This window comes from Streptomyces sp. NPDC001508 (genome assembly GCF_040298665.1).
Lineage (GTDB): Bacteria > Actinomycetota > Actinomycetes > Streptomycetales > Streptomycetaceae > Streptomyces.
In genome coordinates, this window is sequence record NZ_JBEPAP010000001.1 from 1 (window position 1) to 23,682 (window position 23,682).

Genomic DNA, 23,682 nt, shown 5'->3' on the forward strand with positions numbered 1-23,682 from the left:
CCGATGCAGGGCACGATCGTGAAGGTCGCCGTCGAGGAGGGCCAGGAGGTCAAGGAAGGCGACCTGGTCGTCGTCCTCGAAGCCATGAAGATGGAGCAGCCGCTGAACGCGCACAAGACGGGCACCATCAAGGCCCTGAGCGCCGAGGTCGGCGCCTCCCTCACCTCCGGCGCACCGATCTGCGAGATCAAGGACTGACTACCGGACCGCACCTGCGCTGCGCCTCCCAATGCTGTGGGTAGATCCGCAGGATGCGCAGGCGGGTGCGGTCGTCGGCGACGGTGAACCGGAAAGCACGGGCTGTCCGATGCGGAGTTCACGGTTCGCGCCCATCGGCTGGAAGGGCTGACGAACATGCCGTGGTCAGGCCGGCGCAAGACACGAACTGGTGCTCGGCGCGGCCTGGGCGTGGTCAGTCGACGTGTTCGGCGAGACGCACGAAGACCGCCCGGTGCCTCGCGGCCGGGGCGATCGCCGTCCCTCTCGAAGTCCACCATCGGGCGGATCTGGAAAACATTCGGCCGCACCGTCCGGCCCGGACGAAGCAGCCCTCACCGCCGAACTCATCGTCAGCGAACCGGCCGCCGACGCCATGCGCGACCCGGCCGGCCCCATCGGCCTTCGGCCCGTCCATGCCACCACCCTCATCCGTGAGGTCGGCACAGAGGCAGACACGGAGGCAGATGGGGCTCTCGTTCAGCCGATGAGATCGAGGGCGGTGGCGACGATGCTGTCCGTGTCCATGCCGTGGTAGCGGTAGACGTCCTCGATCGAACCGGACTGGCCGAACCGGCTGACACCGAGGGTGCTGACGGGAACGTTCTGGATCGTGCTCAGGAAGGCCAAGGTGTGGGAATGGCCGTCCAGGACGGTGACGAGGGGCGTCGCCCGGTCGCGTGGGAAGACCTGATCGAGGATCCAGGTCGGGTCGTCCGACAGTCCGCGGCGCGCCTGAAGCGCCCGGAAGAGCAGATCCGGGCTGGTCACGCATACGACGTCGGCGCCGTGGCCGAGGGAGGCGAGCCGGTCGGCGGCGGCCAGGGCCTCCGGGATCAGGGCACCCATCGCGGCGAGCGTCACCACGGGCTTCTCGTGCTGCCGCAGCCGGTAGGCCCCGGCGGTCGCGTGTCGGCGACGGCGTTCGCGGGCGGCCGGGTCACCTGGCACGGCGGCTGCTGACTGGTCGATGGGCCGGGTGGACAGCCGCAGGTAGGCCGAACTCCCCTGCGGACCGGCCAGGTTACCGAGCGCGGCGAGCAGGCACCATTCGGTGTCGATCGCGAACGCCGGCTCATAGGTGACACAGCCGGGCTGCTCGATGCCCAGCGAGGGTGTGGTGATGGACTGGTGAGCGCCGCCCTCCGGGGCGAGGGTGACGCCGGACGGAGTGCCGACCAGGATCGACTGGCCGCCGGCGTAGATGCCGAAGGACCAGGGTTCCAGGGCACGGTTGACGAAGGGGTCGTAGACGACGCCGATGGGCAGCAGTGGCTGGCCCCATCGGCTCCAGGTGGCGCCCAGCTCGCCGAGCAGACCGACCAGATTCGTCTCCGCGATGCCCAGCTCCACGTGCTGACCGGTAGGCCGCTCGCGCCAGTGCAGGATCGTCTCGGCGTCGTCGGCGAACCAGTCGGTGCGCTCGGCCGGCGACCACACGCCGACCTTGTTGAGCCAGCCGCCGAGGTTGGTGCTGGAGCTGACGTCCGGGCTGACGGTGACGATCCGGCTCGCCGCGTCGGGTGCCTTGCGGGTGAGGTCCAGCAGGACGCGTCCGAGAGCCTGCTGAGTGTTGCCGGTGCCGGTCGGTGCCGGGCGGCCGAGGTCGGCGGGGACCGCGGGGGGTTCTTGGGGTGCGTACTCGGGGCGGTGCAGCCGCTGCGCCGCGGCCGAGCACAGGGCCGCTTCCGCCGAACCCTCGGCGAAACGCGTCCACGGGTGGTCCAGATCCGTCCCGAGACGGTCGGCCAGTGCCCTCATCTGGTCGGCTGTCAGCAGCGAGGAGTGGTTCTGCGGGTGGCCCTCAGTGGGCAGCCCGTACCCCTTGACCGTGTACGCGAAGATCACGGTCGGGCGGCTGTCGTCGACACCGGCGAGCGCGTCCGACAGCGCGCCGATGTCGTGCCCGCCCAGGTTGCGCAGTGCCGCCAGCAGTGAGGCGTCGTCCAGGGGCGCGATGAGACCGGCGATCGGTTCGGCTGTGGAGCTGGTGCCGGGCAGGCGCTCGCGCAGCTCGTCGGCGGAGCAGCGCAGCAGACGCTGGTACTCGGGATTTCCCATGGCGTCGATGCGGGCGCGCAGTGCCTCGCCGCCGGGCCGGACGAACAACTCCTGGAGGAGATGCCCGTACTTGAGGGAGACCACCTGCCAGCCGGCCGCCGCGAACATGCCCTGCAGCTTGTCCGCGGCGATGCCAGGGATGACTCGGTCCAGGGACTGCCGGTTGAGGTCGACGATCCACACCACTTCGCCCAGACCCGGCACCATCGGGTCCTGTATCGCCTCCCAGATCGCACCTTCGTCCAGCTCGGCGTCGCCGAGCAGGGAGTACTGGCGTCCGGTACCGGCACCGCCGAAGTGGCCGTCCACGTAGCGGCGTGCGAGGGCACCCCACAAAGGGGCGGTGGCGCCGATGCCCACCGAACCCGTGGAGTAGTCGACCGGATCGGGGTCCTTGGACCGGCTGGGGTAGCTCTGCAGCCCCCCGAAGGCGCGCAGGGTGGTCAGGTAGGACTCGTCCAGCTCGCCCAGCAGGTAGTTGATCGCATGCAGTACCGGTGAGGCGTGGGGCTTGACCGACACCCGGTCCTGGGCGGTCAACGCGTTGAACCACAGAGCCGTCATGATCGAGGTCATCGAGGCACTGGACGCCTGGTGGCCACCTACCTTCAGCCCCGATGGGTTCGGCCGCACCCGGTTGGCGTGGTCGGTGATCGCAGTGGACAGCCACAGCACCCGTTGTTCGACCGACTCCAGCACGGCGAGCTGTTCCTCCCAGCCGGGTCCCGAACCGTCGATGTCGGCCGACCTCAGTTCCGCGACCATCACAGATCACCTCCGCATTCGGCAGCATGCCTTGGGAAATTTCGCGTTGTGCCCCGCCAGTAGACAGATGACTGTCCCACTGAGCAAGATGTGCCCCTGAGATTGAGCATTCTGCTCAAACCCCGAGCGAGCTGAGAGACGATGGCAGGGCATCATGAACAGTGAACGAACCTTCGACGCCACCGACGCCCGGATCCTGCTCGCCCTTGCTGCCGATCCACGGGCCACCGTCGTCGCCCTGGCCGAGCAACTGGGACTGTCCCGCAACACCGTCCAGGCCCGGGTCGCCCGGATGGAACAGAGCGGCGCCCTGGGCTCCTTCGAGCGCCGGATCATCCCAAGGGCGCTGGGTCACCCCCTGACCGCGTTCGTCACCGCACAGGTCAACCAGCATCAGCTGGCCGACGTGTCCAAGGCACTGGCGGGCATCGCGGAGGTCGTGGAAGTCTTCGGCCTCAGCGGGGACACCGACCTGCTGGTACGGGTGGTCGCCGCGGACGCGGAGGATCTGTACCGGATCGCGGGGCAGATCCTCGCTGTCCCCGGCATCGAACGCACCACCACGGCCCTGGCCATGCGCGAACTGGTACCCCACCGTCTCACCCCGCTGCTGCGGCGTACCGCGGAAGGCAGCAGCCGGTAACCGGCGCGATGAAGTCACGGGATCTGGCCTCGGCGTTCTGGTTCCCGCTTGGCCGCCCTGGCCTGCGCCGACGTGGAGAGGCAGCGATCGGCGGGCGCCTCACGGGCTGACCGGCTCCCGATTTCCCATGTCCCATGCGATCTGATCGCAGGTCTGTCGCATGAGCGAGAACAGTTCGCCCACGCGGGAGTCGGGAATACGGGCCTTGGTCGAGGTGACTGTCAGGACGGCCTCGACACTGCTTCTGGGACCGAAGATCGGCATGGTCAGTCCCCGAGCCGCGGGAGTTATCTCCCCCTCACTCACCCAGCGCCCCTCGGCTCGTACCTTCTCCAGCATCGCGCGGATCACGCTGGGCTCATGAGGAGTGTTGTCGGTATAACGTGTCAGCGGTTCTTTGAGGACTTCGTCGACGAAGGCCGGGTGCTGATAGGCGAGGATCACCTTGCCGGCTCCCGCGTGAAGGCCGATGGTGTCGCCGATCTGTACGGTGGTCGTCACATGAGGGTGGATGCTGACCATGTCCACACATACGTACCGGTACCCCCTGAGGACATCGATCGAGACGACCTCCTGGGTCGACTCCGCCAGCCGCACCAGGTGTGAGTGGCCCACCGACCCGACCGTCGTCTTCGCGGCCGCCTGACGGGCCAGCGCGATGACTTCGACTCCCAGCACGTAATCGCTGCGTCCTGGAAGCTGTTCGACAAACCCATTCATGGCGAGAGTCTTCAACAACCGATGTGTCGCGGTCTTGGACAGGCCAAGCTCGTTTGCCAGCTCAGTGACTCCCCAGGTGCCCTGTCGGCCGAACGCGCTCAGTGCGGCGAGGATGTTTGCCCCGACCTTGGTTGTTCCGTTTCTCGGAATGGGCTGTTGCATGGCGGAATACTAAGCTCGCTCGACATGGACTTCAAGAGTAGGCGCCGGCCGACCGCATCCCCCATGTGATGCCTGATATCGGGGCGCAGCGCACCATCCTGGCCGTGCGACGTGAGCGGTGAGCAGGTAGGCGGAAGCGGCGGAAGCGGTTCGTCACCGTGCGCGGCGCGCCGTCGGTGGGCGGCAGGCTCCGTATACCGGTCCACGGCTCCGGCATCGGCACACCTGGTGTCAGGAGCAAGGCCCGCCGGGCGCCGTGCTGCCGGGGGGCGGTGTGGGTTGCACGGCCTCCGGGTTGAGCGACTCGATCCCCTTCAGCACGACGGATTTACGCGGTGACCTGACCCTTGACACCGACCCTCCGGAGGGGTGTCATTGGGCCATTCCGCATTGAGGATGGTCGTACCGATATACGGAACACGACCCCCATGGATCCGCCGCTGAGCTGACACGAAGGCGGGAGAAGTGAGTCGCATGCGATCCTCTGGCGGATTCCGACCCGGCGCCATCCCTCGCAACGCGCCCCAGTGCGCGTGAACCGACGAGGAAGTGCCTCATGAACGGTAGGAAGCGGGACCCATTCGGGGCCGACAGCTGCACGGTGATCGCGTTCGGAGTTCGGCGCACCCCGGGCGCGGCGGCAGGACGCGTCCTTGCGCCCACCGCACAGGGGGACGGGATCGCCGGCATCTGTTCGGGTTCGTGGGTCTGGTGCCGCTGGGCCGCGCCGATGGGCTGGCGTGGATCCTCGCCGCGGCAGGAATCGGACGTTGTCCGGGCGTTATGACGTTGTCCGGGCGTTATAAGGGGCCGTTCCGGCAGGCCCACATCGAAGCCGTTCTCGATCCCCGACCTGGTCGGCACGTTCCAAGCACTCGACGCGATCAGACATACGGCTCGCACCGCTGTCGCGGTCGCCGACGACAGACAAGGAGATGATGGTTGTGCAGGCACGATTCGCCAGTACCAAGAGGCTGTATCAGGAGCCGCCGCTGCCCCGGCACGCGTCCGTCGCGCTCGACGCCGTGCTGTCGGAGGTGACGCGATGAGGAAAAAGGGCGGCCAGCCGTCGCTGCGCACTGTGCTCGCCGCGAGCACGATCGGCAGCACGCTTGAGTGGTACGACTACATCATCTTCGGGAACGCGGCCGCTCTGGTTTTTCCAGAACTGTTCTTCCCCAGCGCCGACCCGATCGTCGGGTTGCTCGGCTCCTTCGCGACGTTCGCGGTCGGATTCGTGGCGCGGCCGGTGGGCGCGGTCATAGCCGGACACTTCGGTGATCGTGTCGGCAGGCGCAAAGTGCTGCTCGCCACGCTCCTCATCATGGGCATCGCGACGGTCGGGATCGGTTTGCTGCCGACGTATGGCCAGCTGGGGAGTGCCGCGCCCGCGTTGCTCGTGCTGCTGCGGGTCGTGCAGGGCCTGGCGCTCGGCGGTGAATGGGGTGGGTCGGTGCTGCTCGCCGTGGAGCAGATGTCCGGCGGCCGGCGCAAAGGGTTCCTCGGCAGTTTCCCGCAGGCGGGCGACGCCATCGGCGGGACGCTGTCCGCAGGTGTGTTCGCCGCGATGACCACGATGCTCGACCACGACGCGTTCATGAGCTGGGGCTGGCGGGTGCCGTTCCTGCTGAGTGCCGCCGTCGTCGCGGTCGGGCTGTGGTTGCGGCTGCTGCTGGACGAGACGCCGGAGTTCGTCGAGAAGATGGAGAAGTCCGCTCCGGAGCGCGCACCGCTGCTCACGGTGCTGCGGACGATGCCGGGCAACTTCGTCCTGTCGATGGGCTGTCGGCTCGGCGTGGACGTCGGTTTCTACATCTTCTCCGTGTTCTCGCTCACCTACGTGACGAGTCGTGGCCTGTTCGACTCCGGCGACGTCCTCGTCGCGATCATGGCGGCCTCCGCCCTCAGTGTGGTGCCGATGGTGCTGTTCGGTGCCTTGGCCGACCGGGTCGGTGCGCGCGTGGTGTCGGCGTGCGGCGTGCTCATGATCGGCGTGATGGTGTTCGCGTTCTTCCCGATGGTCGACACCGGCAACACCGCCATGCTCTGGCTGGCGATCTTCCTTGCAAGGGCCGGCGGCGCCGCGGCCTGGGCTCCGTACGCGGGTCTGCTCGCGCATGTGTTCCCGGTGGGAGTCAGGTTCACGGGTACGTCGTTCAGCTTCCAGTTCGCCGGTATCTTCGGCGGTGGTATCGCCCCGTACGTGGCCACGGCCCTGTTCCACCACTTCAACTCGTCCCTGCCGGTGTCGCTGTACGCGGGCACGGCCGTGGCGATCAGCATCGTCTGTCTGCTGGCTGTGAAGCAGCAGGGCACGAGCACCCCACCGGCCAAGGACACACTCCAGCTGACCGAAACCGCCTGAGCGAACCTCGTCGGAAACGGCCGCTGATTCGGGCCCAGGGCCCGCTCGTTGTTCACCGTGTACTGCGCCCCTCTCCTTACCGTGTCGGACATACCGACGGCATCCGGCTGTCGCCATGGCACGGGCACACGGGCACCGTCTCCCCGGCGGCGCGAGCCCGTACCTCACCAGGCCGTGATCGCGGCACACCGCGCACGCTCGGCCGGCCGCTCCATCCCCGTCGAGGGCCGACAAGCCCCCCAGGCCGCCCGACGGCACGTCGGGCGGGGCTTCCATCCCCTGCCCCTCCCTGCGACCTGCGATACCGACCGGCTGAGGCGTCGGGTTGCGTCAGGGCACATGGGACAACTCCCGCGGCCCGAAGCGGTTCGCACCCGGATCAGGTATGAGCCCGTACACCACCTCTCAGGACGCAACCCGCCGCGCTGCCGCCGCCGCCCACACCTGTCTGTCCTGCACCACTTGATCTGCGAGCGCGCTCGCCTCTCGCTGACCGACCGGTGACCTTCGTTCCGATTATCGGCACATGAGCGTAGGGGCCTTGACGCGTGCCGCCGGTCAGCTCATCATTGTTCCATCCTACAGTTTCGCAATCCGATATGTGGAACAAAGAGGGAGAGCTGGTGGCTCGGCGCTCCCCTATCGCGTATCCGGATGTCGCCCAACACGGTGGCTGAAATTGACGCGATCCTGCGCGCCTTGCGCGTGCGAGGGAGGCGGGATACGCGGTCAACAGCGGCTAGCACTATGAGGAGATCGGGTCTGTTACGGCGGCAGTCGTCGGTCCGGCCGGCCTGTCGCCGCGGTGCGCAACGGGTTCCCGATCGGCCTGGTGAGCGGGACGGAAAACCAAGAGATGACCCGTGAAGTCACGGATTGCGCCCCTCAGATCGGTAGCGCGTCTGTCCGCCGGAGCAGTACTACCACCATCAGAAAGGCTCTGTGATGCCCCCGCTCCAAAGGGAAGGTGACGCCGACCGCGGCGGCGCCGACATGTCGCGAGGCTCTTTGCGCCTCCGATGTGTCCACTGCTCGGCCACCGGCCCGCGCGGCCTGGCCTTCGAGGGCTGCCCCGAGTGTCGTCGCGACGATTTCCGATCGAACTATGTGGTCGCCGACGAGGAGTACACGTCCTTCGTCCAACCACCGGTGGACGATCGATTGAGCGGTCTCTGGCGCTGGAGGTCCAGCCTGCCGAGGCTTGCCGATGACACCGAAGTGACCCTTGGTGAAGGGAACACGCCACTCATCAGGTTCGAGCGCCAGGGCTACGCGGTCCACATCAAGGACGAGTCCCAGAATCCGACGTGGTCCCATAAGGACCGGCTCTGTGCGGTGGCCGCATCGCACGCTGTCTCGACCGGGGCCCGGGTCGTGGTCGTGTCGTCGAGCGGCAACCACGCCCTGTCCGCAGCCGCCTACGCGGCCCGAGCCGGACTGCGGTGTGTCGTCCTCACACACGAGGGAATGCCACCGGCGGTCAGGTCGGCAGTCGAAGCGTTCGGCGCGCTGCTCGTCATCGTGCCGGGGCAGGATCGCTGGAAGCTCGTGGAGCAGTCGGTTCACGAGCTGGGGTGGTATCCGTTCTCCAACTACACGGCACCTGTCACGGGCAACCCGGTCGCGGTAGAGGGCTACAGGACGATTGCGTTCGAGATCGCGGAGCAACTCGGCTGGGCTGCGCCGACATCGGTCATCGTGCCCACAGGCTATGGGGAGGCCCTGTGCGGTATCTGGCGCGGTTTCAAGGCAATGCGGGCGGCCGGTGTGGTGGGAGAGCTGCCGAAGATGGTGAGCGTCGAGCCCGCTGTGTCAGCTCCGCTGCACACAAGCCTGTTGAAAGGGCTTGATCGGCCGACGCCCGTACAGGCCGGAAAGAGCATGGCCAGCTCTATCAACGTAAAGGTCACCAGCCTGCACGCCATGATGACGATCAGGCAGTCAGGCGGCGCGGCTCTCGCGGTCAGCGAAGACGACATTGCCGGCGCCCAGCGCGAACTCGCGCGCCACGGCCTCTATGTCGAGAACGCGTCGGCGGCATCGTTCGCCGGTCTCGTGCAGGCGCAGGCAGGCCAACTCGACCTGGGCGAATGCCCCGTAGTGCTCACCACCTCGACCGGACTCAAAAACACCGGTACCCGCAAGAGTGTGAACGAGGTGACCCTTGACGGAACGTGGGAGTCCTTCCTGCGAGCCGTTCCGAAAGATCTGCAGTCGCTCTGAAGATCGACTTCCTCGCCGTGATACCCGCGAAAAAAGGAATGGTGATGACGTATGAACACTGAAACGCAGGATCGTCTGCTCAACACGGACCGTGCCGTTCGGGTCATGGAAGAGATCGGCGTCGACGCCCTGATCGCGACGACGGCCGAGAACGTCACATACTCGAGCAATTTCTGGGCTCTGTCCCAGTGGCTTCGGCGAGGCCCTCAGGTGTATGTGGCGCTGTCGCGGCAGGCGCTGCACGAGGATTCCTGGCTTGTCGTGGGGACCGGGGCGCTGGATCTTCTCGCCGGCCAGCAGGTCTGGATCGAGAACGTCGTCCGGTACGGCTTCTTCTCCCTGAAGGGGTCCGTACCGAGCGATGGGCTCGGCGGCGACCGGGTCGCGGCCGAGCAGAAGCGTCTCAGCGATCTGCTTGAGGCTCCGTACGCGGACGGACCGGCGAAGGCACTGGCCCATGCCCTTGAGAAGATGGGACTGACCGCCGGCCGTCTGGGCATCGACGAGTTCGGGATCGCGCCGTCCGCGCTGGCCGAGATGCGGGAACTGCTTCCTCAGTGCGAGATCGTTCCGGCGAGTGAGGCGTTCAGGAAGATACGGGCCGTCAAGACCCCTGCTGAGGTTGCCCGGCTGACCAAGGCTGCGCAGTTCACCGAGCGGGCGATCGAGGCGACGTTCGCCGTGGCGAAGCCCGGAGTGAGCGAGTCGGAGCTGTCCAAGGTGTTCCTTCGGGAACTTGTCGACGCAGGGGCAGACCCCGCCCTGACCGTGCTGGGCGGCGGAGTACGGTCCGCTCTGCCCAGTGCCACGCCGTCGGACTACGAGCTGTCGATCGGCGACATCATCCGCTTCGATGCCGGTTGCTACTACGAGCACTACCGTGCCGACATCTCAAGGTGTGCGGTGCTCGGCGAGCCGAACTCGAAGCAGACCCGGGTCTACGACGCGATCCTCGCAGGTCAGGATGCGGCTCTGGCGAAGATCCGTCCCGGTGTCCCGGCGCGGGAGATCTACCAGGCTGCCATGGAGGCGGCCCGCGCGGCCGGACTGCCCGAGTACGAGCGCAATCATGTCGGGCACGGAATCGGCATCGAGGGATACGACATCCCGAATCTCACCGCGCAGAACGAGACGCTCCTTGAGGCCGGCATGACGATGTGCATCGAGACGCCCTACTACGAGATCGGCTGGGGCGGCCTCCAGGTCGAAGACACGGTCGTTGTCACCGACACCTACGAGACGCTGATGGCGACGGACCGGCACCTGAGGGTTCTCGACGTCTGACGAATGCCTCGGGCCGTACCGCGAGGGAATCCGGCGGAGACACGGAAGCGGCCGTGAAAGGACGGCAGACATGACAAGCTCCCCATAGGTGGGCCACTTACCGCCCCCCTGATGGCCACGGGTTTCCCCGCGTACGGCCAGATATCTCGCCGCTCGCTTTGGAAGCATCCCGCTCGGCGAGGCTCGGGCGGGCGAAGAGCAGCAGGGAGATCAAGGAGATCCTTGAGGCGTACGACCTCACGAGCAGTCACCGTGCCGCGGACGAGCTGGCCGGCGTCGACCACCACACGGTGGCCCGGTATGCCGCCGGCGCCGGTTCGTCCGCGGGGTGGAGGGCATCGTCGGCGGGGGGAGCGCGAGGTGCTGGCCGCCATCATCTTCGTGGCCACCTCGGGCTGCACCTGGAACCAACTGCCACCAGGCTTCGGCCTGTCGGGCGTGACCGCTTTCCGTCGGTTCACCGAGGGGACCGAGGCCCGGGTGTGGGCCAAGCTCCACCGCCTGGTCCTGGACTAGCTCGGTTCCCGGGGCGAGCTGGACTGGTCGCGGTGCGCGATCGACTCCGTCAGTGTCCGGGCGCTCAAAGGGGGCAGCTGACGGGACCGAATCCGACCGACCGCGGCAAGAAGGGATCGAAAATCCGCCTCCTCGTCGACCGCCACGGTCTGCCTCTGCCGATCGGCATCTCCGCCGCCAACCTCCACGACAGCCAGGCTCTCATCCCGCTGGTCCGCGGCATCCCGCCCATCCGCTCCCGTCGCGGCCCCCCGACGCCGGAGGCCCGGCAAGCTGCACGGGGACAAGGGCTACGGCTACCCTCACCTGCGGCGGCGGCGATGGCTCGCTTTCCGCGGTATCCGGCACCGCCTCGCCCGCAAGGGCATCGAGCCATCCCGACACCTGGGCCGGCACGCTGGGTCGTGGAACGGACCGTGTCCCGGCTGTCCGGCTGCCGACGCCTGCACCGCCGCTACGGGCGCAAGCCGGAACACTTCCTCGCCTTCACTGCCATCGCCGCGACCCTCGTATGTCACCGCAGATGGCCAAGTGACATGACCTCTCAGCACCTCCAGCGCGGTCACAGCCCTGTGCGGTCGATGGAGCGGTTGATGATCGAAAGCAGCGTCCCCATGAGGATCCCGCGGAATGGGTCTGCAGACTCCGGCGTTGTCAGGGTGTGTCAGGTTCGCAGGCCGCCAGAGGCGGTGAGGCGCTCTCCGGTGACCCATGCGGCGTCGTCGGAGGCGAAGAAGACCGCCGCCCGCGCCAGGTCCTTGGGCTGACCGATACGGCCCAGGGGGGTGCGCCCGATCATGTCCGTCTCGGCGTCACTGCCGATGAAGCCGGCCGCGTGGATTCCTTCCGTCTCCACACCGCCAGGGGCCAGGGTGTTCACTCGGATCCCGCGAGGGCCGAGTTCGGCGGCCAGGACTCGCGTCAAGGCATCGACGGCGCCCTTCGTCGCGGCGTACACCGACATCCCCGGCACCGCGCGGGCGCTGTCCAACGATCCGATGTTGATGACCGACCCGCCGTCGGACCCGAAGTACTTAAGGGCTTCCTGGATCGTACGGATCGGTCCGGTCACGTTGACGGAAAGCTGACGGTCTATCTCCTGCTGTGTGACGGTCTCCAGCGGCTGTGCGTGATAGACACCGGCATTGTTGACGAGGATGTCGAACCGGCCGTAGGCGTCTACGGTCCTGGCGAAGAGGCGCTCAACATCCGCAGGCACCGACACGTCGCCCTGCACGGCGATCGCGGTCCCCCCTCGCGCCTGGATGTCCCGCACCACCTGCTCGGCGTCGGCGGCACTGGAGGCGTAGTTGACCACGACCGACGCTCCGGCCGCAGCGAATTCCCGCGCGATGCCCGCCCCGATGCCCTTGGAAGCACCCGTCACGAGCGCGACCTTTCCCGCCAGTCTCGAATCGGCGTTCTTCGGCGATACTCCGTCGCCGCGGCCAACACCTGTCTGATCTGCCATGGTTGCCACTCCCGTCCATGTTGGTGAGCGTCCGGGTGACGCGGGCCTCCGTGGCAACCGCCCGGGATCTGGACGATGCGTTGTCGAACAGAACCCGCCGGGCGGACTCGCCGCCACGGCCCCTCACCGGCACGCCCGTACCGACTCCCGCCCTGATGGCCACCGCTTTGGGCGGCGGCGATCCACCGGACATGCACCACGGTAGGATCCGCGAGACATAGAGACAAATAGTGTCGTCGCATACTTGAGATTGGCATTGTCTATGCCACCGGAAAGTGGAAGCGGATGAACCTGCGGCAATACGAATACGCTCTGGCTGTGGCCGAAGAAGGCTCCATGACAGGGGCTGCTGAGCGTCTGCGCGTCACGCAGCCGTCCTTGTCGCAGCAGATCGGCGCTCTGGAAAAGCACCTCGGTGTGCAGCTGTTCACTCGGACATCGGGTGGGGTCACAGTGACCATGGCCGGACGCGCCTTCCTCGCCGAGGCAGAGATCGCGACCACCGCGTCCCGCAGAGCCGTGCTGGCTGCCCGTGCCGCCTCCGGGGAACCGGCCGGTGAACTCATCATCGCCGTCCACATGGGCCTGGGAGCACGACAGCTCCCTCTGGCACTGGGCCGGCTCCGCCACCGCCACCCGAAACTCCAGGTCATTCTCCACGAGGAGCCCGATCCAGCGGATATGGAGCGGCTGGCCCGCCAGGGAACGCTCGACATGGTCCTCGTCCACCGCATCCCCACCGGCTGCACATTCGATATCCACCCCCTGGGCGAGGAGACCTACGTCGCCGTCCTGCCCGAGGGAGACCCGCTCCTCGCCAGCGGCAGGGCCCTGCGCATGGCAGACCTCGCGACGCAGGGATGGGTGCGCTTCCGCCGCGCCAGCCTGCTCGACGAATACCTCGCCCGTCTGCTCGCCGACGCGGGCATCAGCCCGCCCACGGTGGCCCGAGCGTCACAGATCTCCACCGCCGTGCGACTGGCGGCCCAGGGCTTGGGTGTCACCGTGGTTCCGGCATCGGCCGTGCCCGAAAGCTTCGAACAGCTAGCCCGCCCGTTCCTGCCTTCCCTGACCGAACCCGTCATCGTCGGTACACGCCGCCACCCAGGTTCGGCGGAGGCAGCCGTGCTCGACCACCTCCATCAGCAGAACTGGTGCGGCACCAGCCTCCTCGCCCCGCATACCGCCCTCTGAGCCAAGGGCCTCACTGGTCGTCGGCCGCGCGCTTGTCCCGGAGGGGCCGTAGGCCGCCAGGCAGGTCGGGGAGCTGGAAGGAACGCCTGTTCGGCGCCGGTCCAGGAGAACACCTCCAGCAGCTCCTCGGGAGGTCCACCCTCGGCAGCATCGCGTTCACTGCGGCCCGCAACTCCAGCAGGGAGGCCGGTTCGGGTTCCGGCTCCGGGACCGCGAAGTGGCAGGCGGCCGTCGTCGTCGAAGGCGTTCTGCGCGTTGTCCGGGACCCGGGCGACGACCTCTGGGCAGGTGCCCTCCAGCAGCGCGGCCGGATGCCGGCCCGCCTCCCCGGGCAGGTTCAAGCGAGGCAAGCACGGTCGGCCTTGTCTGCTGCCACGCCTGGCCGGCCAGCATGCCGGCCGGCGCCGTCACGGCGAGCACGGAGATGGTCATGGCAGGGATCAATGAGGGTCGGCAGGTGGGCGGGGGTGAGGCGCAGGACCTGGGGTTCGGGCATGCGGGCGTAGCGTTCGACCGTGCTCAGGGCCAGGCCCGGACGGCGAGAGCGGTCGAGCAGACCGACGCCCTGGCCCAGAAGCTGGTGGAACTTGTTCCAGCGTTCGCGGGTGGTCTGCTCGTGTACTCCGCCGGGGCGGGGCGGGTTGATGGTGGCCCAGCAGCCTGCGTGTGCGCGGGCCTTGGACAGGGCTTTGTCGCGGCGATTGCGCCAGAGGCGCCGTCGGTCGCTGACCTGCGTCGCGTCGGGTAGGGCAGGGCGGACAGCCTCGGCCTAGGTGGCCGAGCCGTCCCGGCACACGACCTCGACACCAGGATGCTCGCGCAGCCAGGACTCCAGCGTCGCGGCCTCGCGGTCGGGCAGCACCGCGCCGCGTGTGCCGGTCCCGGCATCCGTGGTGATCGTGGCATAGCGGTGGCGGCGGCGCAGGGCGAAGGCGTCCACACCGATCACCCGCGCAACCAGCAGCCTGGGCACCGGCAGGCGTCGCAGACGGCGCAGACGGCGCAGACGGCGCAGACGGCGCAGACGGCGCAGTGCGGTGCTGCGGGAAACGGGCGCGGCAAGCAGGCGGGCGAGCCGGGTGGCCGCCCGGCCGCACAACTCCCGCGCCACCTGGGCCATTTCCTCACCTTCTCGCCAACGTCCGACACGAAGGCCAGCGCCGACAGTCCGGAAAGCGCGGCGGCGACAAGAAAGTTGACATCAAGCACGCCCCGTGATCACTGGCGGGAACCCAACGTCACCACCGACCACGGGCCAGAGCCGTTCACCTGACGCTCGCCCCGACCGGCCCGCGCCGGATCGGAAACACTGAGCAGCAGGCGGACGATCCGTTGGTGGTCGGCCTTGCCAGTGACAGCCCTGGGGGCTCGATGGCGCGCGGACCGACAGCGAGGGGGTCCACGGGGCGGTCGGCGGCAAGGCGGTCGGCAAGCGTGCGCTGCTGCCGGCCGGTGGCCACGCCGAGGCGGCATCCCCGGCATGACACAGTCACCAGCCTTCGCCGAAGCAGCATCGGGGATGTTCGAAGTGTGAACGGCGGAGCCGTTGTCTGATTGGCATCTCTGAAAATTCGTCCTAGAAGTTCCAGGTTCACCCGGAGATTTCGGCCCGTCAGATTCTGGACCAGTGCTGTGTCGATTTCGTCGGCTCGCAGGACGAGAGGACCGGCCAGGTGGCACTCTCGTCGAAACACAGGCTGCTGTACTGGTTCACGAGGGTGCTGCTGGTACCCGTGCGCCAGTCCTGGCCGGTCCCGGATCCGCAGTCGGCCATGTACGGCTGGTTGACGTTCACACTCAGGCACTGACCGGTGGACTCGTTCTTCAGCTTGTAGGAGCCGCTCTCACCGGCCTTGGTGGTCCAGTTGGTCGCTGGGCTGTCCGAGCAGGTGGCGAACACGATGCCGTAGGTCACGGACAGACATTTGCCGTAGCCGACGTCCTTGAGCTGGAAGTAGTCGCTGGAGGTGCTGGTTCCGCCGGAACTCGTACTGCGGCCCGAGCTGTTCCCCGAGGTGCCGGAGCCGCCAGAACCACTGGGCTTGCCGGAGCCGCCGGGCCGGCCAGAGCTACTGGAATCGCCGGAACCACCGGAACCGCTCGAATCACTCCCGGTGCCACCGCCTTCCCGATGGCCCGCGCTCGGCGTTGAGGACGGTGACTTTCCGGGCGACGCCGTGCCCGACGGGCTCCCGTCCGACGCGGCGGGCGTCGAAGCGGCCACGGACGTCGGCATACGGGCGGACGCCGTCACCCGCGCCTCGTCCTGCGGTGAGGACACGTACGGCAGATGCTGGATGGCGAGGGTCGTCCCGGTCGCCACGACCACGACGGGGACGACAGCGAACAGGATCCGGGTACGACGACGCTCACGCCGCTCCGGACCGGCACCGGCACCAGGACCAGGACCAGGACCAGGCTCCTGCGCCTCCGGCTGCGCGGGCTCGGTGGCGGGCAGCGCGGGCACGGGCGCCGGCAGCTCGTCGGCCGCCGGCACCCTCGCCGCGAAGGCGGCCCGCTCCGACAGCCGCTCGGTGATGGACGCCGGCCACAGCGAGGACGCGAAGGGGCCGTGCGCGCAGGCGAGTTCGGTCAGCTCCGCCGCGGTGGGACGGCCCTCGGGGTCCTTGTCCAGGCAGGCGGCGACGACATCGGCGAACTCGGCGTCCACCGCGCGCACCGCCGCCAGATCGGGCTCGTCGTGCACGATCCGGTACAGCAGGTCCAACCCCGACCCGTCCCCGAAGGGAGGCCGTCCGCCCGCCGCGTAGGCAAGCAGCGAGCCGAGCGCGAACACATCGGTTGCACTGGTCAACTGCCGTGCCCCGGACGCCTGTTCCGGCGACATGTAGGAGGGCGTGCCGACCACCATCCCGGTCTTGGTCAACCGGCTCTGATCGACGGCACGCGCGACCCCGAAGTCGATGAGGGTAACGCCGTCGAGGGTCAGCATGACATTGGACGGCTTGAGATCCCGGTGCACCATCTCCAGTTCATGCACCGTCCGCAGTCCCGAGGCCGCCTCCCGCAGCAGCAGCCACAGGCACTCGGCGGGCAGTCCCCCACCGTGCAGCCCGACCACCTCGGCCAGGGTCAGCCCCGGTACATAGGCGGTGGCCAGCCATGGCGGCCGGGCGTCGCGGTCGCTGGTGAGCAGCGGAGCGGTGGCGTCCGCGGGCAGCCGGGACAGGTTGTCCAGCTCGTGCCCGAAGTGCCGCAGGAACCCCTCGTCCTCGGCGAGCAACGGCAGCACCTGCTTGACCGCCGCGTACCGGCCCTCATGCACTCCGAGGTAGACCCGCCCCATGCCACCGACCCCGAGCCGGCCGAGCAGCGGGATCGGACCGATCCATCTGGGATCTTCGGCCTCCAGCGGCTCGACCCCGTCGTTCTCCCCGTTCAAAGCGCTTCTCCCCTGACTTCCTGATTTCAGCCTGATCTTGCATGGAACCCCTGGTCCTCAGACCCGGGACGAATTGCATCCTGAGCCGGGCGTCGCGGAGCGACGCCGCGTCGCTCCGTAAAGGCTCCCACGGTTGAAGCCGCGCTCAGTACGGGCGTTCTGGTTCTCGATGTGTTCCTTGACCACGGCCAGCGGTGCGCCACCGCAGGAACCGGCGGCGTAGGACGGGGTCCAGAAGTGTTCACCCCGCAGGTACTTGTTGACGTGGTCGGGGAAGTGCTGGCGCAGGCGTCGGGCGGAGACGCCCTTGAGGCTGCGACGAGCGTGAGCAGTGCGACCGAGGGCGGGACAGTACACGAGCAGGTGTACATGGTCGGCCTCACCGTCGAACTCCCGCGGCTCCGCGCCGAAGTCGGTGCTTCGCGGCTCTCGGGATGCCGGCTGACCTCGCAGCTCGCACTGACGGCGGCCGCCCGGGAGGCTGGATGCGGGGACCGGTCGGACCCGGCGCGCGCACGACTGCGGCGGCTGTGGCGACGCCCGGGCTGGGGCCGGCACCGGCGGTGCCCCATCGGGCCGGAGGGAACCGAGGCCGGCTACGGCTCGGTTGACGTTGCGGCCCGTGCGACGACCGCACCCACAGCACGTCGGCACCAGTCCGACTCGCCCTGATCCCGTCGCGCGTCGAGGACGGCTCGGTGCAGGCGTGTCCAGACCCGGTCCCGGTCCCACTGGGCGAAGCGCCGGTAGACCGTCTGCCAGGACGGCCCGAACACCGGGGGCAGCTTTCGCCAGGCGCACCCCGAGGCGGCCGCGAAGAGGATTGCCGCCAGAGTCTCGCGATCACCGGCCCGGCGCCGCCCGCCGCCCTGGGGGCGGGTCACGACGGTGGGCGGGACCACGCTGCGGAACAGCTCCCACAGCTCCTGCGGCGCCATCTGCTCGACAAGCCCGTCCACGGCCGCTCCGGTCGCCCCATCCACCAAAAGAAACAGCTGGCGGTCCGGCACTCGGTCAGCTCCCCCGCTTTCCGGTGTGCCGGTGTCCGTGTCCCCGGCCTCCTGCCCGGTCGCCGCCGCATCCGGAGCGAGGACGTCATCAGGACGCTCCCTGCGCGCGGCGTGGAGGAACATGTCCAGGGCACGCGGAAAAGCGCTGTCGGCCATGTGCGCGACCAGTAGGTCGGCGGTGGCGGCGATGCCGGGATGCGTCGCGGCGGGCAGGCGGGCGTACGTGGTCTGCCACATGGCCTCGTCCGCCTCCCGGCTGCTCGCGGGCAGGGCGGCCGCGGCGGCGTCGAGAGCGGCGAAGGCCAGGCACAGGTCGATGAAGACGTGATAGATCCGGACGGCCCCCAAACGGGTGAAGCCCGCTTCCAGGAGAAGCGACAGGATGATCTCGTCCGCGGCGATCTCGTGCGGGCGGCCGCTGACGCGGCTGGCGGTCAGCACCGCCGCCTGGGGGTGGTCGAGGTAGGCCCGGTGGATGCGCAGGCCCAGAGTACGCAGGTCGTGTTCCCAATTCCCGTCCGGCGCCCACTGGTTGAGGGCACGGGCGATGAGGGCGTCTCCGACTGCCAGGGTGAGGTCGTCCATGCCGGGGAAGTAGCGGTACAGCGTACTGGGGTCGATGTCGAGGGCGGTCGCCAGCCGGCGCGCACTGAGCCCCTCGCGGCCGTGCTCGGCCAGCATCCGCAGCGCGGTGTCCACGATCAGTTCCTCGGACAGCACCACCCCGGCACGGGTGCGCCGTCGGCGGCGCGGGGCCGCGCCGATCATCTGCTTCGCCATCGGTCCTCCTCCAAGACTTATGCCAACAGCATTGACCTTACTGGTGGCTCGCCGGTTGGCTCGTAGCACACCGCGCCGGACGCATCCGGCGTGGACGGACACCGACGGACGACTGCAGAGGAACGAACATGCGTATATTGCTCGTTGGGGCCGGCGGCGTGGGGACCGCGATCACCCGGATCGCCGCCCGGCGCAGCTTCTTCGACCGGATGGTGGTGGCCGACTGGGACCTCGCCCGGGCCGAGGCCGCGGTCGCGGCCGTGGACGACCCCCGCTTCGCCGCGACCCGGGTCGACGCCTCTGACCAGCAGGGTGTGTCCGCGCTGCTCACCGAGCACGACTGCGACGTCCTGATGAACGCCACCGACCCGCGTTTCGTGATGCCGCTGTTCGAGGCCGCCCTGGAGTCGGGCACCCACTATCTGGACATGGCGATGTCTTTGTCCCGCCCGCACCCGGAGCGCCCCTATGAGGTGTGCGGGGTCCGGCTCGGCGACGAGCAGTTCGCGAGGGCCAAGGAGTGGGAGGCATCCGGCCGCCTGGCCCTGGTGGGCATGGGCGTCGAGTCCGGCCTCTCCGACGTCTTCGCGCGCTACGCGGCCGATGAACTCTTCGACGAGATCGAGGAGATCGGCGTCCGGGACGGCGCGAACCTCACCGTGGACGGCTACGACTTCGCGCCCTCCTTCAGCATCTGGACCACGATCGAGGAATGCCTCAACCCGCCCGTCGTCTATGAGTCCGAGCGCGGCTGGTTCACCACGCCGCCGTTCAGCGAGCCGGAGGTCTTCGACTTCCCCGAGGGCATCGGCCCGGTCGAGTGTGTGAACGTCGAGCACGAGGAGGTGCTGCTGATCCCCCGCTGGGTGGACGCCAAGCGGGTCACCTTCAAGTACGGTCTGGGGGACGCCTTCATCAACACGCTGAAGGTGCTGCACCAGCTCGGTCTTGACCGCACCGAACCGGTCTCCGTGCGGTCGCAGGACGGTCCGGTCAAGGTCTCCCCGCGTGACGTCGTCGCCGCCTGCCTGCCCGACCCGGCCACACTCGGCGAGCGCATGCACGGCAAAACCTGCGCCGGAACCTGGGTCAAGGGCGTCAAGGACGGCAGACCTCGCGAGGTGTACCTCTACCACGTCGTCGACAACCAGTGGTCGATGCGCGAGTACGGCAGCCAGGCCGTGGTCTGGCAGACCGCGCTCAACCCGGTGACCGCCCTGGAGCTGATCGCCACCGGTGCCTGGGCCGGCACCGGCGTGCTCGGCCCGGAGGCCTTCCCGCCCCTGCCCTTCCTGGACCTGCTCACCGCCCACGAGTCTCCGTGGGGCCTGCGCGAGCAGTGACCGCGGCTTCCGCCGCAGCCCAACTCCGTTTTCCACAAGGCATGTCAAGGCCGCTGTCTGCTCCCGCTCCCGGAGAAACGACCGATGAGTCCCCTTCCGGAGGCCGCCCGCACGGGCTCCGGAAGGGGACCCGCGGGTGCCTGCGTGCAGGAGCACCTGCACGCAGGCGGTGGTGGGGCCCGCAGTGGTTACCAGTTCACCTCGGTGCCGTGCGAGGTGTCGTACGCCGATGCCCAGTAGTAACCCGGTGCGACGATCCGGTGCACCTGGAATCCCACCGCTCCGGTCAAGGCCGTGAGCGGGATCGAGGCACCGGCGGCCTGCCCGTCCGTATCGGTGGAGAGCGTGACGTACTGGCCGGCCGACTCGGTGAACCGTCCGCCCACCGACGCCGTGAGCCCGCGACGGGTGGTCAGGTCGACCACTTTCAGGGACACATGCCCGACACCGGTCGTCGCATCCCGGGTGACGTCCAGCCGGTCGACGACGATCGGGCGAAGCGTGGTCCTCTCGGTCCGTGCCGAAGTGGCCGCAGACGCCGGCCCCACCTTGCCACTGGTGTCCACCGCGGTCACCCGGTAGTAGTACGTGGTGTTCGCCAGCAGACCGGTGTCGGTGTACCGCAGTCCGTGCGTCTGTCCGGCAAGGGTGGCCGGACCCGGTGTGAAGTCACGCCGGGTGGACCGGTAGACGTTGTAGTGGTGCACCTCGGAGTCGTCGAAGGACCGGCCGAAGCTCACGTCGACACTGCCGTAGTCGACGGTCTTCGCCGTCGGCGGCGCGCTGACCGGCGTCGGTGGTGTGCTGTCGGAGGGCATCGGCGGGTAGAGCGCCGACGGACCCCACCGGGACGGCAGATCCATGATCGAGTCGTAGTGGTGCATGGCGATGCCGCCGTACCCCGGATCGTCCGCGTAGGCCGCGTCCACCTTGGCGACCTCAGTCTCCAGCCCGGTCCGCCCCTCCTCGTGGAAGGTGACCCAGGACGGATCGCCGCCGGCCGCGACCAGGTCGATGGTCTCGATCCCGATGAGGACCGAGCCCGGCTTGCCGATCTGGTCGGCATAGGCGATCTCGGTGGAGGCGTCCTGGACGATCGCAGCGCTGGAGTCGCGGTAGTCCATGAGCGACACATAGTCGGACATGTCCTGGAAGTGCTGCGCCATGGTCTCGGTCCGGCCGTGCCAGGTCACCGTCTCGGTGTCGAGCCAGACCGGCATGGCGGGCCCGAACTGCAGGCCGGTGCCCGAGGCGTTCCGCCGGTCGATCAGTGTCTGCAGGGTGTCCAGCCACTGGGTCTGGTAGGACGGCGACCCGGTCGCGTACTCCGGTCCCAGGACGTACGGCTCGATGTCGACGTTGAGGCCGTCGAAGCGCTCATCGGGTGCGGAGGACAGGTTGTAGTCGAGGACCTTCTCCATCTCCTTTACGGCGACGTTCCGGAAGCGGGCCAGGCCGCCGAGCGCCGGAGGCTGGGTGCCGCCGGCTATCAGTGCGAACACCTGGTAACCGTGGGCGTGCGCCCAGGAGAGCAGGTCCCGCGTCCGGGGCCTGAGGTCCTTGAGCATGTCGGTGCTGCCGTCGCGGGCCACACCGAAGTAGAGGGTCCTGACCGGACGGGACGTCGACGTCGGCTGGTAGTCGGCCAGGGACTGGAGCACCCGGCGCGAACCCTTGTTGTGGACCAGGTTGTAGGAGGACTCCTCCCACAACCACATGGCGCGGTCCTGCGGGGTGCGCACGACCGGCTTCGGCTGCGCGTTGCCGACGGGTACGTAGGTGCTCGTGCTGTAACCGGTGTTGCCCCGTACGTCGGTGGCGCGCGCCTCGATGCTCGCAAAGGTGTTGCCGAGCGGGTGCGGATCCCAGAGGTAGGAGTATCCGTCGCCGTCGGCGACGGCCCGCTGCCAGGGGCCGCCGTTGACGCGCACGTGGACGGCGGAGATGGCGTTGCGGCCCTGCACGCCCAGCCGGATCGGCGTCACGCCGGTGATCCGCGTGCCCTCGGACGGGCTGAGGACGGTGACGTCCGGCTTGGCGGCCCTGGGGTTGTTCACGCTCAATTGCACCCACGGTGAGTTGACGCCGTAACGGGTGGCCGTTGAGGTGCCCTGGACGGCGATCTCGAAGGTGCCGTCGTAGACGCGGGTGTCCAGATCGTAGTACCACCTACCGGTGTCGTCGTTCTCCGGGTCGAGAGTGTGCACCCGGTCGGTGTCGCGGCCGTTGAGGAAGATCTTCAGGTCGTATGCGCTCGTGTAGCTGCCGGAGACCCGCACTGTGCCGACCGGTAGCCGGTCGCCGGTGTGGACCGAGGCGATGGTGACCGTCGTGTCGGCCGCGTGTGCCGCCTTCTCTGGCAGGGCGACGCCCATGACCAGCGCGAGCAGCACGGCGAGGAGTGCGCCGGGCCATCTTCGCGAGGTGATGCCGGTGTTGCTCATGTCGCTTCCTTCCGCATGGTGCCTGGTGGTGATCCGCGAACGAGTGCTGTGGTTCAGCAGCCCGAGCCCATGGCCATGTTTGAGAAGGGCTGGTAGTAGTGCACCGAGACACCCCAGTACTTCGGGTCGGTGGCGTAGGTCTGGCCGGAGAGGTCGAATGCCTGCTTCATGCACAGGTAGCCGGACTCGGCGAAGGAGATGCCCTTCAGGTCGGGGTCGGGCTGGACCTCGGCGCCGAAGGTCATGGCCAGGCCCCCGGTGTCCAGGGCGATGTCCTGGTTGATGCCGCCGACGCCGAAGTAACCGTTCATCCATTGGTCAACGGTGTTGTGGTAGTTCATGACCGAGATGTAGTCGACGACCCCGCCGGCCATGTAGGCGTTCCAGATGTCCTGGACGTCATGTGCGTACCAGTCGGGGGTGTCGTTGGTGACGCCCAGTCCCATCTGGTGGCAGGTCCTCAGGATATGGACGAGATTGTCCTCGTAGGTGTCGTTGTAGGCGTCGGTTCCGGCGCCGGTGTCCGTGGTCCAGGAGCCGTCGTCGAATGTGTGCGGCTCGATGTCGTAGTGGACCCCGTCGATGCGGTCGGACGGGGAACTCGCCGCGTTGAAGTCGACGACCTTCTGGCAGTGGTCCACGCCGGTGCTGTCGGCCGCTGCCCTGCTGACCACCCAGGTCTTGTCACCGTCGAGGTACTCGACCTTCATCCCGTTGCTGTGGGCACGCCGGTTGAAGGCGCGCAACTTCTGCGTGAGCGCGGTGTCGGTGAGCGAGGTGTCGCCTGTGGCGATGTAGACGGTGGTGAGCTTGAAGGAGCTGTCGCCGTGCGGTGCCGCCGCGAAGGCGAAGAACGCGTCCTGGGCCGAGGTGCTCTGGATCATGTCCAGCCCCTGCCATACCCATGTGCCGCGGTGGGCGTTGTCGGCGGCCGAGGCTGTGGTGGGGTCCGGGCCGATGAGGGTGGCGCATACGGCGACCGCGGAGAGCGCCGCGACCGCGAGTTTTCTGAGCATGACGACCTTCCTTGTCCAGGGGTGGGGAAGGGGTGTCGCTCGGCACCCCTGCGCGCCCAGTGGCGC

The 23,682-nt window shown here is 68.3% G+C and carries 15 protein-coding genes and 4 pseudogenes; 8 read left to right on the forward strand and 11 right to left on the reverse strand.

The window, feature by feature from the left end; translation table 11 throughout:
* Window positions 1–198: acyl-CoA carboxylase biotin carboxyl carrier protein subunit (locus ABT245_RS00005; protein WP_351727126.1), on the forward strand; the 198-nt coding region annotated here is incomplete at its 5' end.
* A gap of 498 nt (window positions 199–696) precedes the next feature.
* Here ABT245_RS00005 and ABT245_RS00010 read toward each other — a convergent pair.
* Window positions 697–3,042 carry a thiamine pyrophosphate-binding protein gene (locus tag ABT245_RS00010; protein WP_351727127.1) on the reverse strand — a complete coding sequence of 782 codons (2,346 nt, stop codon included), beginning with the start codon at window positions 3,040–3,042 and terminating at the stop codon, window positions 697–699.
* 154 nt (window positions 3,043–3,196) lie between these two features.
* On the opposite strand from ABT245_RS00010, the gene ABT245_RS00015 reads away from it, so the two are divergent.
* The gene (locus ABT245_RS00015; RefSeq protein ID WP_351727128.1) at window positions 3,197–3,685 is read left to right on the forward strand and encodes an Lrp/AsnC family transcriptional regulator; all 489 of its coding nucleotides are present in this window, start codon (window positions 3,197–3,199) and stop codon (window positions 3,683–3,685) included.
* Between the two features lie 99 nt (window positions 3,686–3,784).
* On the opposite strand, the gene ABT245_RS00020 is transcribed toward ABT245_RS00015, so the two are convergent.
* Window positions 3,785–4,567 carry an IclR family transcriptional regulator gene (locus ABT245_RS00020; protein WP_351727129.1) on the reverse strand — a complete coding sequence of 261 codons (783 nt, stop codon included), beginning with the start codon at window positions 4,565–4,567 and terminating at the stop codon, window positions 3,785–3,787.
* Between the two features lie 1,045 nt (window positions 4,568–5,612).
* Between ABT245_RS00020 and ABT245_RS00025 the strand changes: the two genes are divergently transcribed.
* The 4 genes and pseudogenes from ABT245_RS00025 to ABT245_RS00040 all read left to right on the forward strand — a co-directional run.
* Entirely contained in the window at window positions 5,613–6,932 is a 1,320-nt protein-coding gene (locus ABT245_RS00025) for an MFS transporter (RefSeq protein WP_351727130.1), read from the forward strand.
* A gap of 1,107 nt (window positions 6,933–8,039) precedes the next feature.
* A complete protein-coding gene (locus ABT245_RS00030) occupies window positions 8,040–9,155 on the forward strand; it encodes a pyridoxal-phosphate dependent enzyme (protein ID WP_351727131.1) in 1,116 nt (371 codons plus the stop codon).
* A 51-nt stretch (window positions 9,156–9,206) separates the two neighbouring features.
* Complete coding sequence (locus ABT245_RS00035) at window positions 9,207–10,439, forward strand: M24 family metallopeptidase (protein ID WP_351727132.1); 1,233 nt, start codon at window positions 9,207–9,209, stop codon at window positions 10,437–10,439.
* Window positions 10,440–10,739: 300 nt separating this feature from the next.
* Window positions 10,740–11,482, forward strand: a pseudogene (locus ABT245_RS00040) (IS5 family transposase); the annotation flags it as partial.
* A gap of 137 nt (window positions 11,483–11,619) precedes the next feature.
* Here ABT245_RS00040 and ABT245_RS00045 read toward each other — a convergent pair.
* Entirely contained in the window at window positions 11,620–12,426 is an 807-nt protein-coding gene (locus ABT245_RS00045) for an SDR family NAD(P)-dependent oxidoreductase (RefSeq protein ID WP_351727736.1), read from the reverse strand.
* 285 nt (window positions 12,427–12,711) lie between these two features.
* Between ABT245_RS00045 and ABT245_RS00050 the strand changes: the two genes are divergently transcribed.
* Window positions 12,712–13,620 (forward strand): LysR family transcriptional regulator, encoded by a 909-nt coding sequence (locus ABT245_RS00050; RefSeq protein WP_351727133.1) that lies wholly within the window; start codon window positions 12,712–12,714, stop codon window positions 13,618–13,620.
* An 80-nt stretch (window positions 13,621–13,700) separates the two neighbouring features.
* On the opposite strand, the pseudogene ABT245_RS00055 reads toward ABT245_RS00050, so the two are convergent.
* The 6 genes and pseudogenes from ABT245_RS00055 to ABT245_RS00080 all read right to left on the reverse strand — a co-directional run.
* Window positions 13,701–14,019, reverse strand: a pseudogene (locus ABT245_RS00055) (Tn3 family transposase); the annotation flags it as partial.
* A 10-nt stretch (window positions 14,020–14,029) separates the two neighbouring features.
* Window positions 14,030–14,815: pseudogene (locus tag ABT245_RS00060) on the reverse strand (transposase); the annotation flags it as partial.
* 417 nt (window positions 14,816–15,232) lie between these two features.
* Window positions 15,233–17,023, reverse strand: a complete 1,791-nt coding sequence (locus ABT245_RS00065; RefSeq protein WP_351727134.1) for a protein kinase domain-containing protein — start codon at window positions 17,021–17,023, stop codon at window positions 15,233–15,235.
* A 57-nt stretch (window positions 17,024–17,080) separates the two neighbouring features.
* Window positions 17,081–17,677, reverse strand: a complete 597-nt coding sequence (gene tnpA / locus ABT245_RS00070; RefSeq protein WP_351727136.1) for an IS200/IS605 family transposase — start codon at window positions 17,675–17,677, stop codon at window positions 17,081–17,083.
* Complete coding sequence (locus ABT245_RS00075) at window positions 17,620–18,156, reverse strand: transposase (protein ID WP_351727737.1); 537 nt, start codon at window positions 18,154–18,156, stop codon at window positions 17,620–17,622. Before ABT245_RS00075 ends, tnpA begins: the two co-directional genes overlap by 58 nt.
* A pseudogene (locus ABT245_RS00080) lies at window positions 18,130–18,813 on the reverse strand (TetR/AcrR family transcriptional regulator); the annotation flags it as partial. The pseudogene ABT245_RS00080 and the gene ABT245_RS00075, both read right to left, overlap by 27 nt.
* A gap of 128 nt (window positions 18,814–18,941) precedes the next feature.
* Here ABT245_RS00080 and ABT245_RS00085 point away from each other — a divergent pair.
* Entirely contained in the window at window positions 18,942–20,156 is a 1,215-nt protein-coding gene (locus tag ABT245_RS00085; RefSeq protein ID WP_351727138.1) for a saccharopine dehydrogenase family protein, read from the forward strand.
* A 188-nt stretch (window positions 20,157–20,344) separates the two neighbouring features.
* Here the strand turns inward: ABT245_RS00085 and ABT245_RS00090 are convergent, their stop codons facing one another.
* Together ABT245_RS00090 and ABT245_RS00095 are read right to left on the reverse strand one after the other, a co-directional pair.
* Window positions 20,345–22,600: an Ig-like domain-containing protein gene (locus ABT245_RS00090; RefSeq protein WP_351727140.1), complete on the reverse strand. Its 2,256-nt coding sequence runs from the start codon at window positions 22,598–22,600 to the stop codon at window positions 20,345–20,347.
* A 53-nt stretch (window positions 22,601–22,653) separates the two neighbouring features.
* Window positions 22,654–23,616, reverse strand: coding sequence for a hypothetical protein (locus tag ABT245_RS00095; RefSeq protein WP_351727142.1), 963 nt, complete (start codon window positions 23,614–23,616; stop codon window positions 22,654–22,656).
* Window positions 23,617–23,682 lie beyond the last annotated feature (66 nt).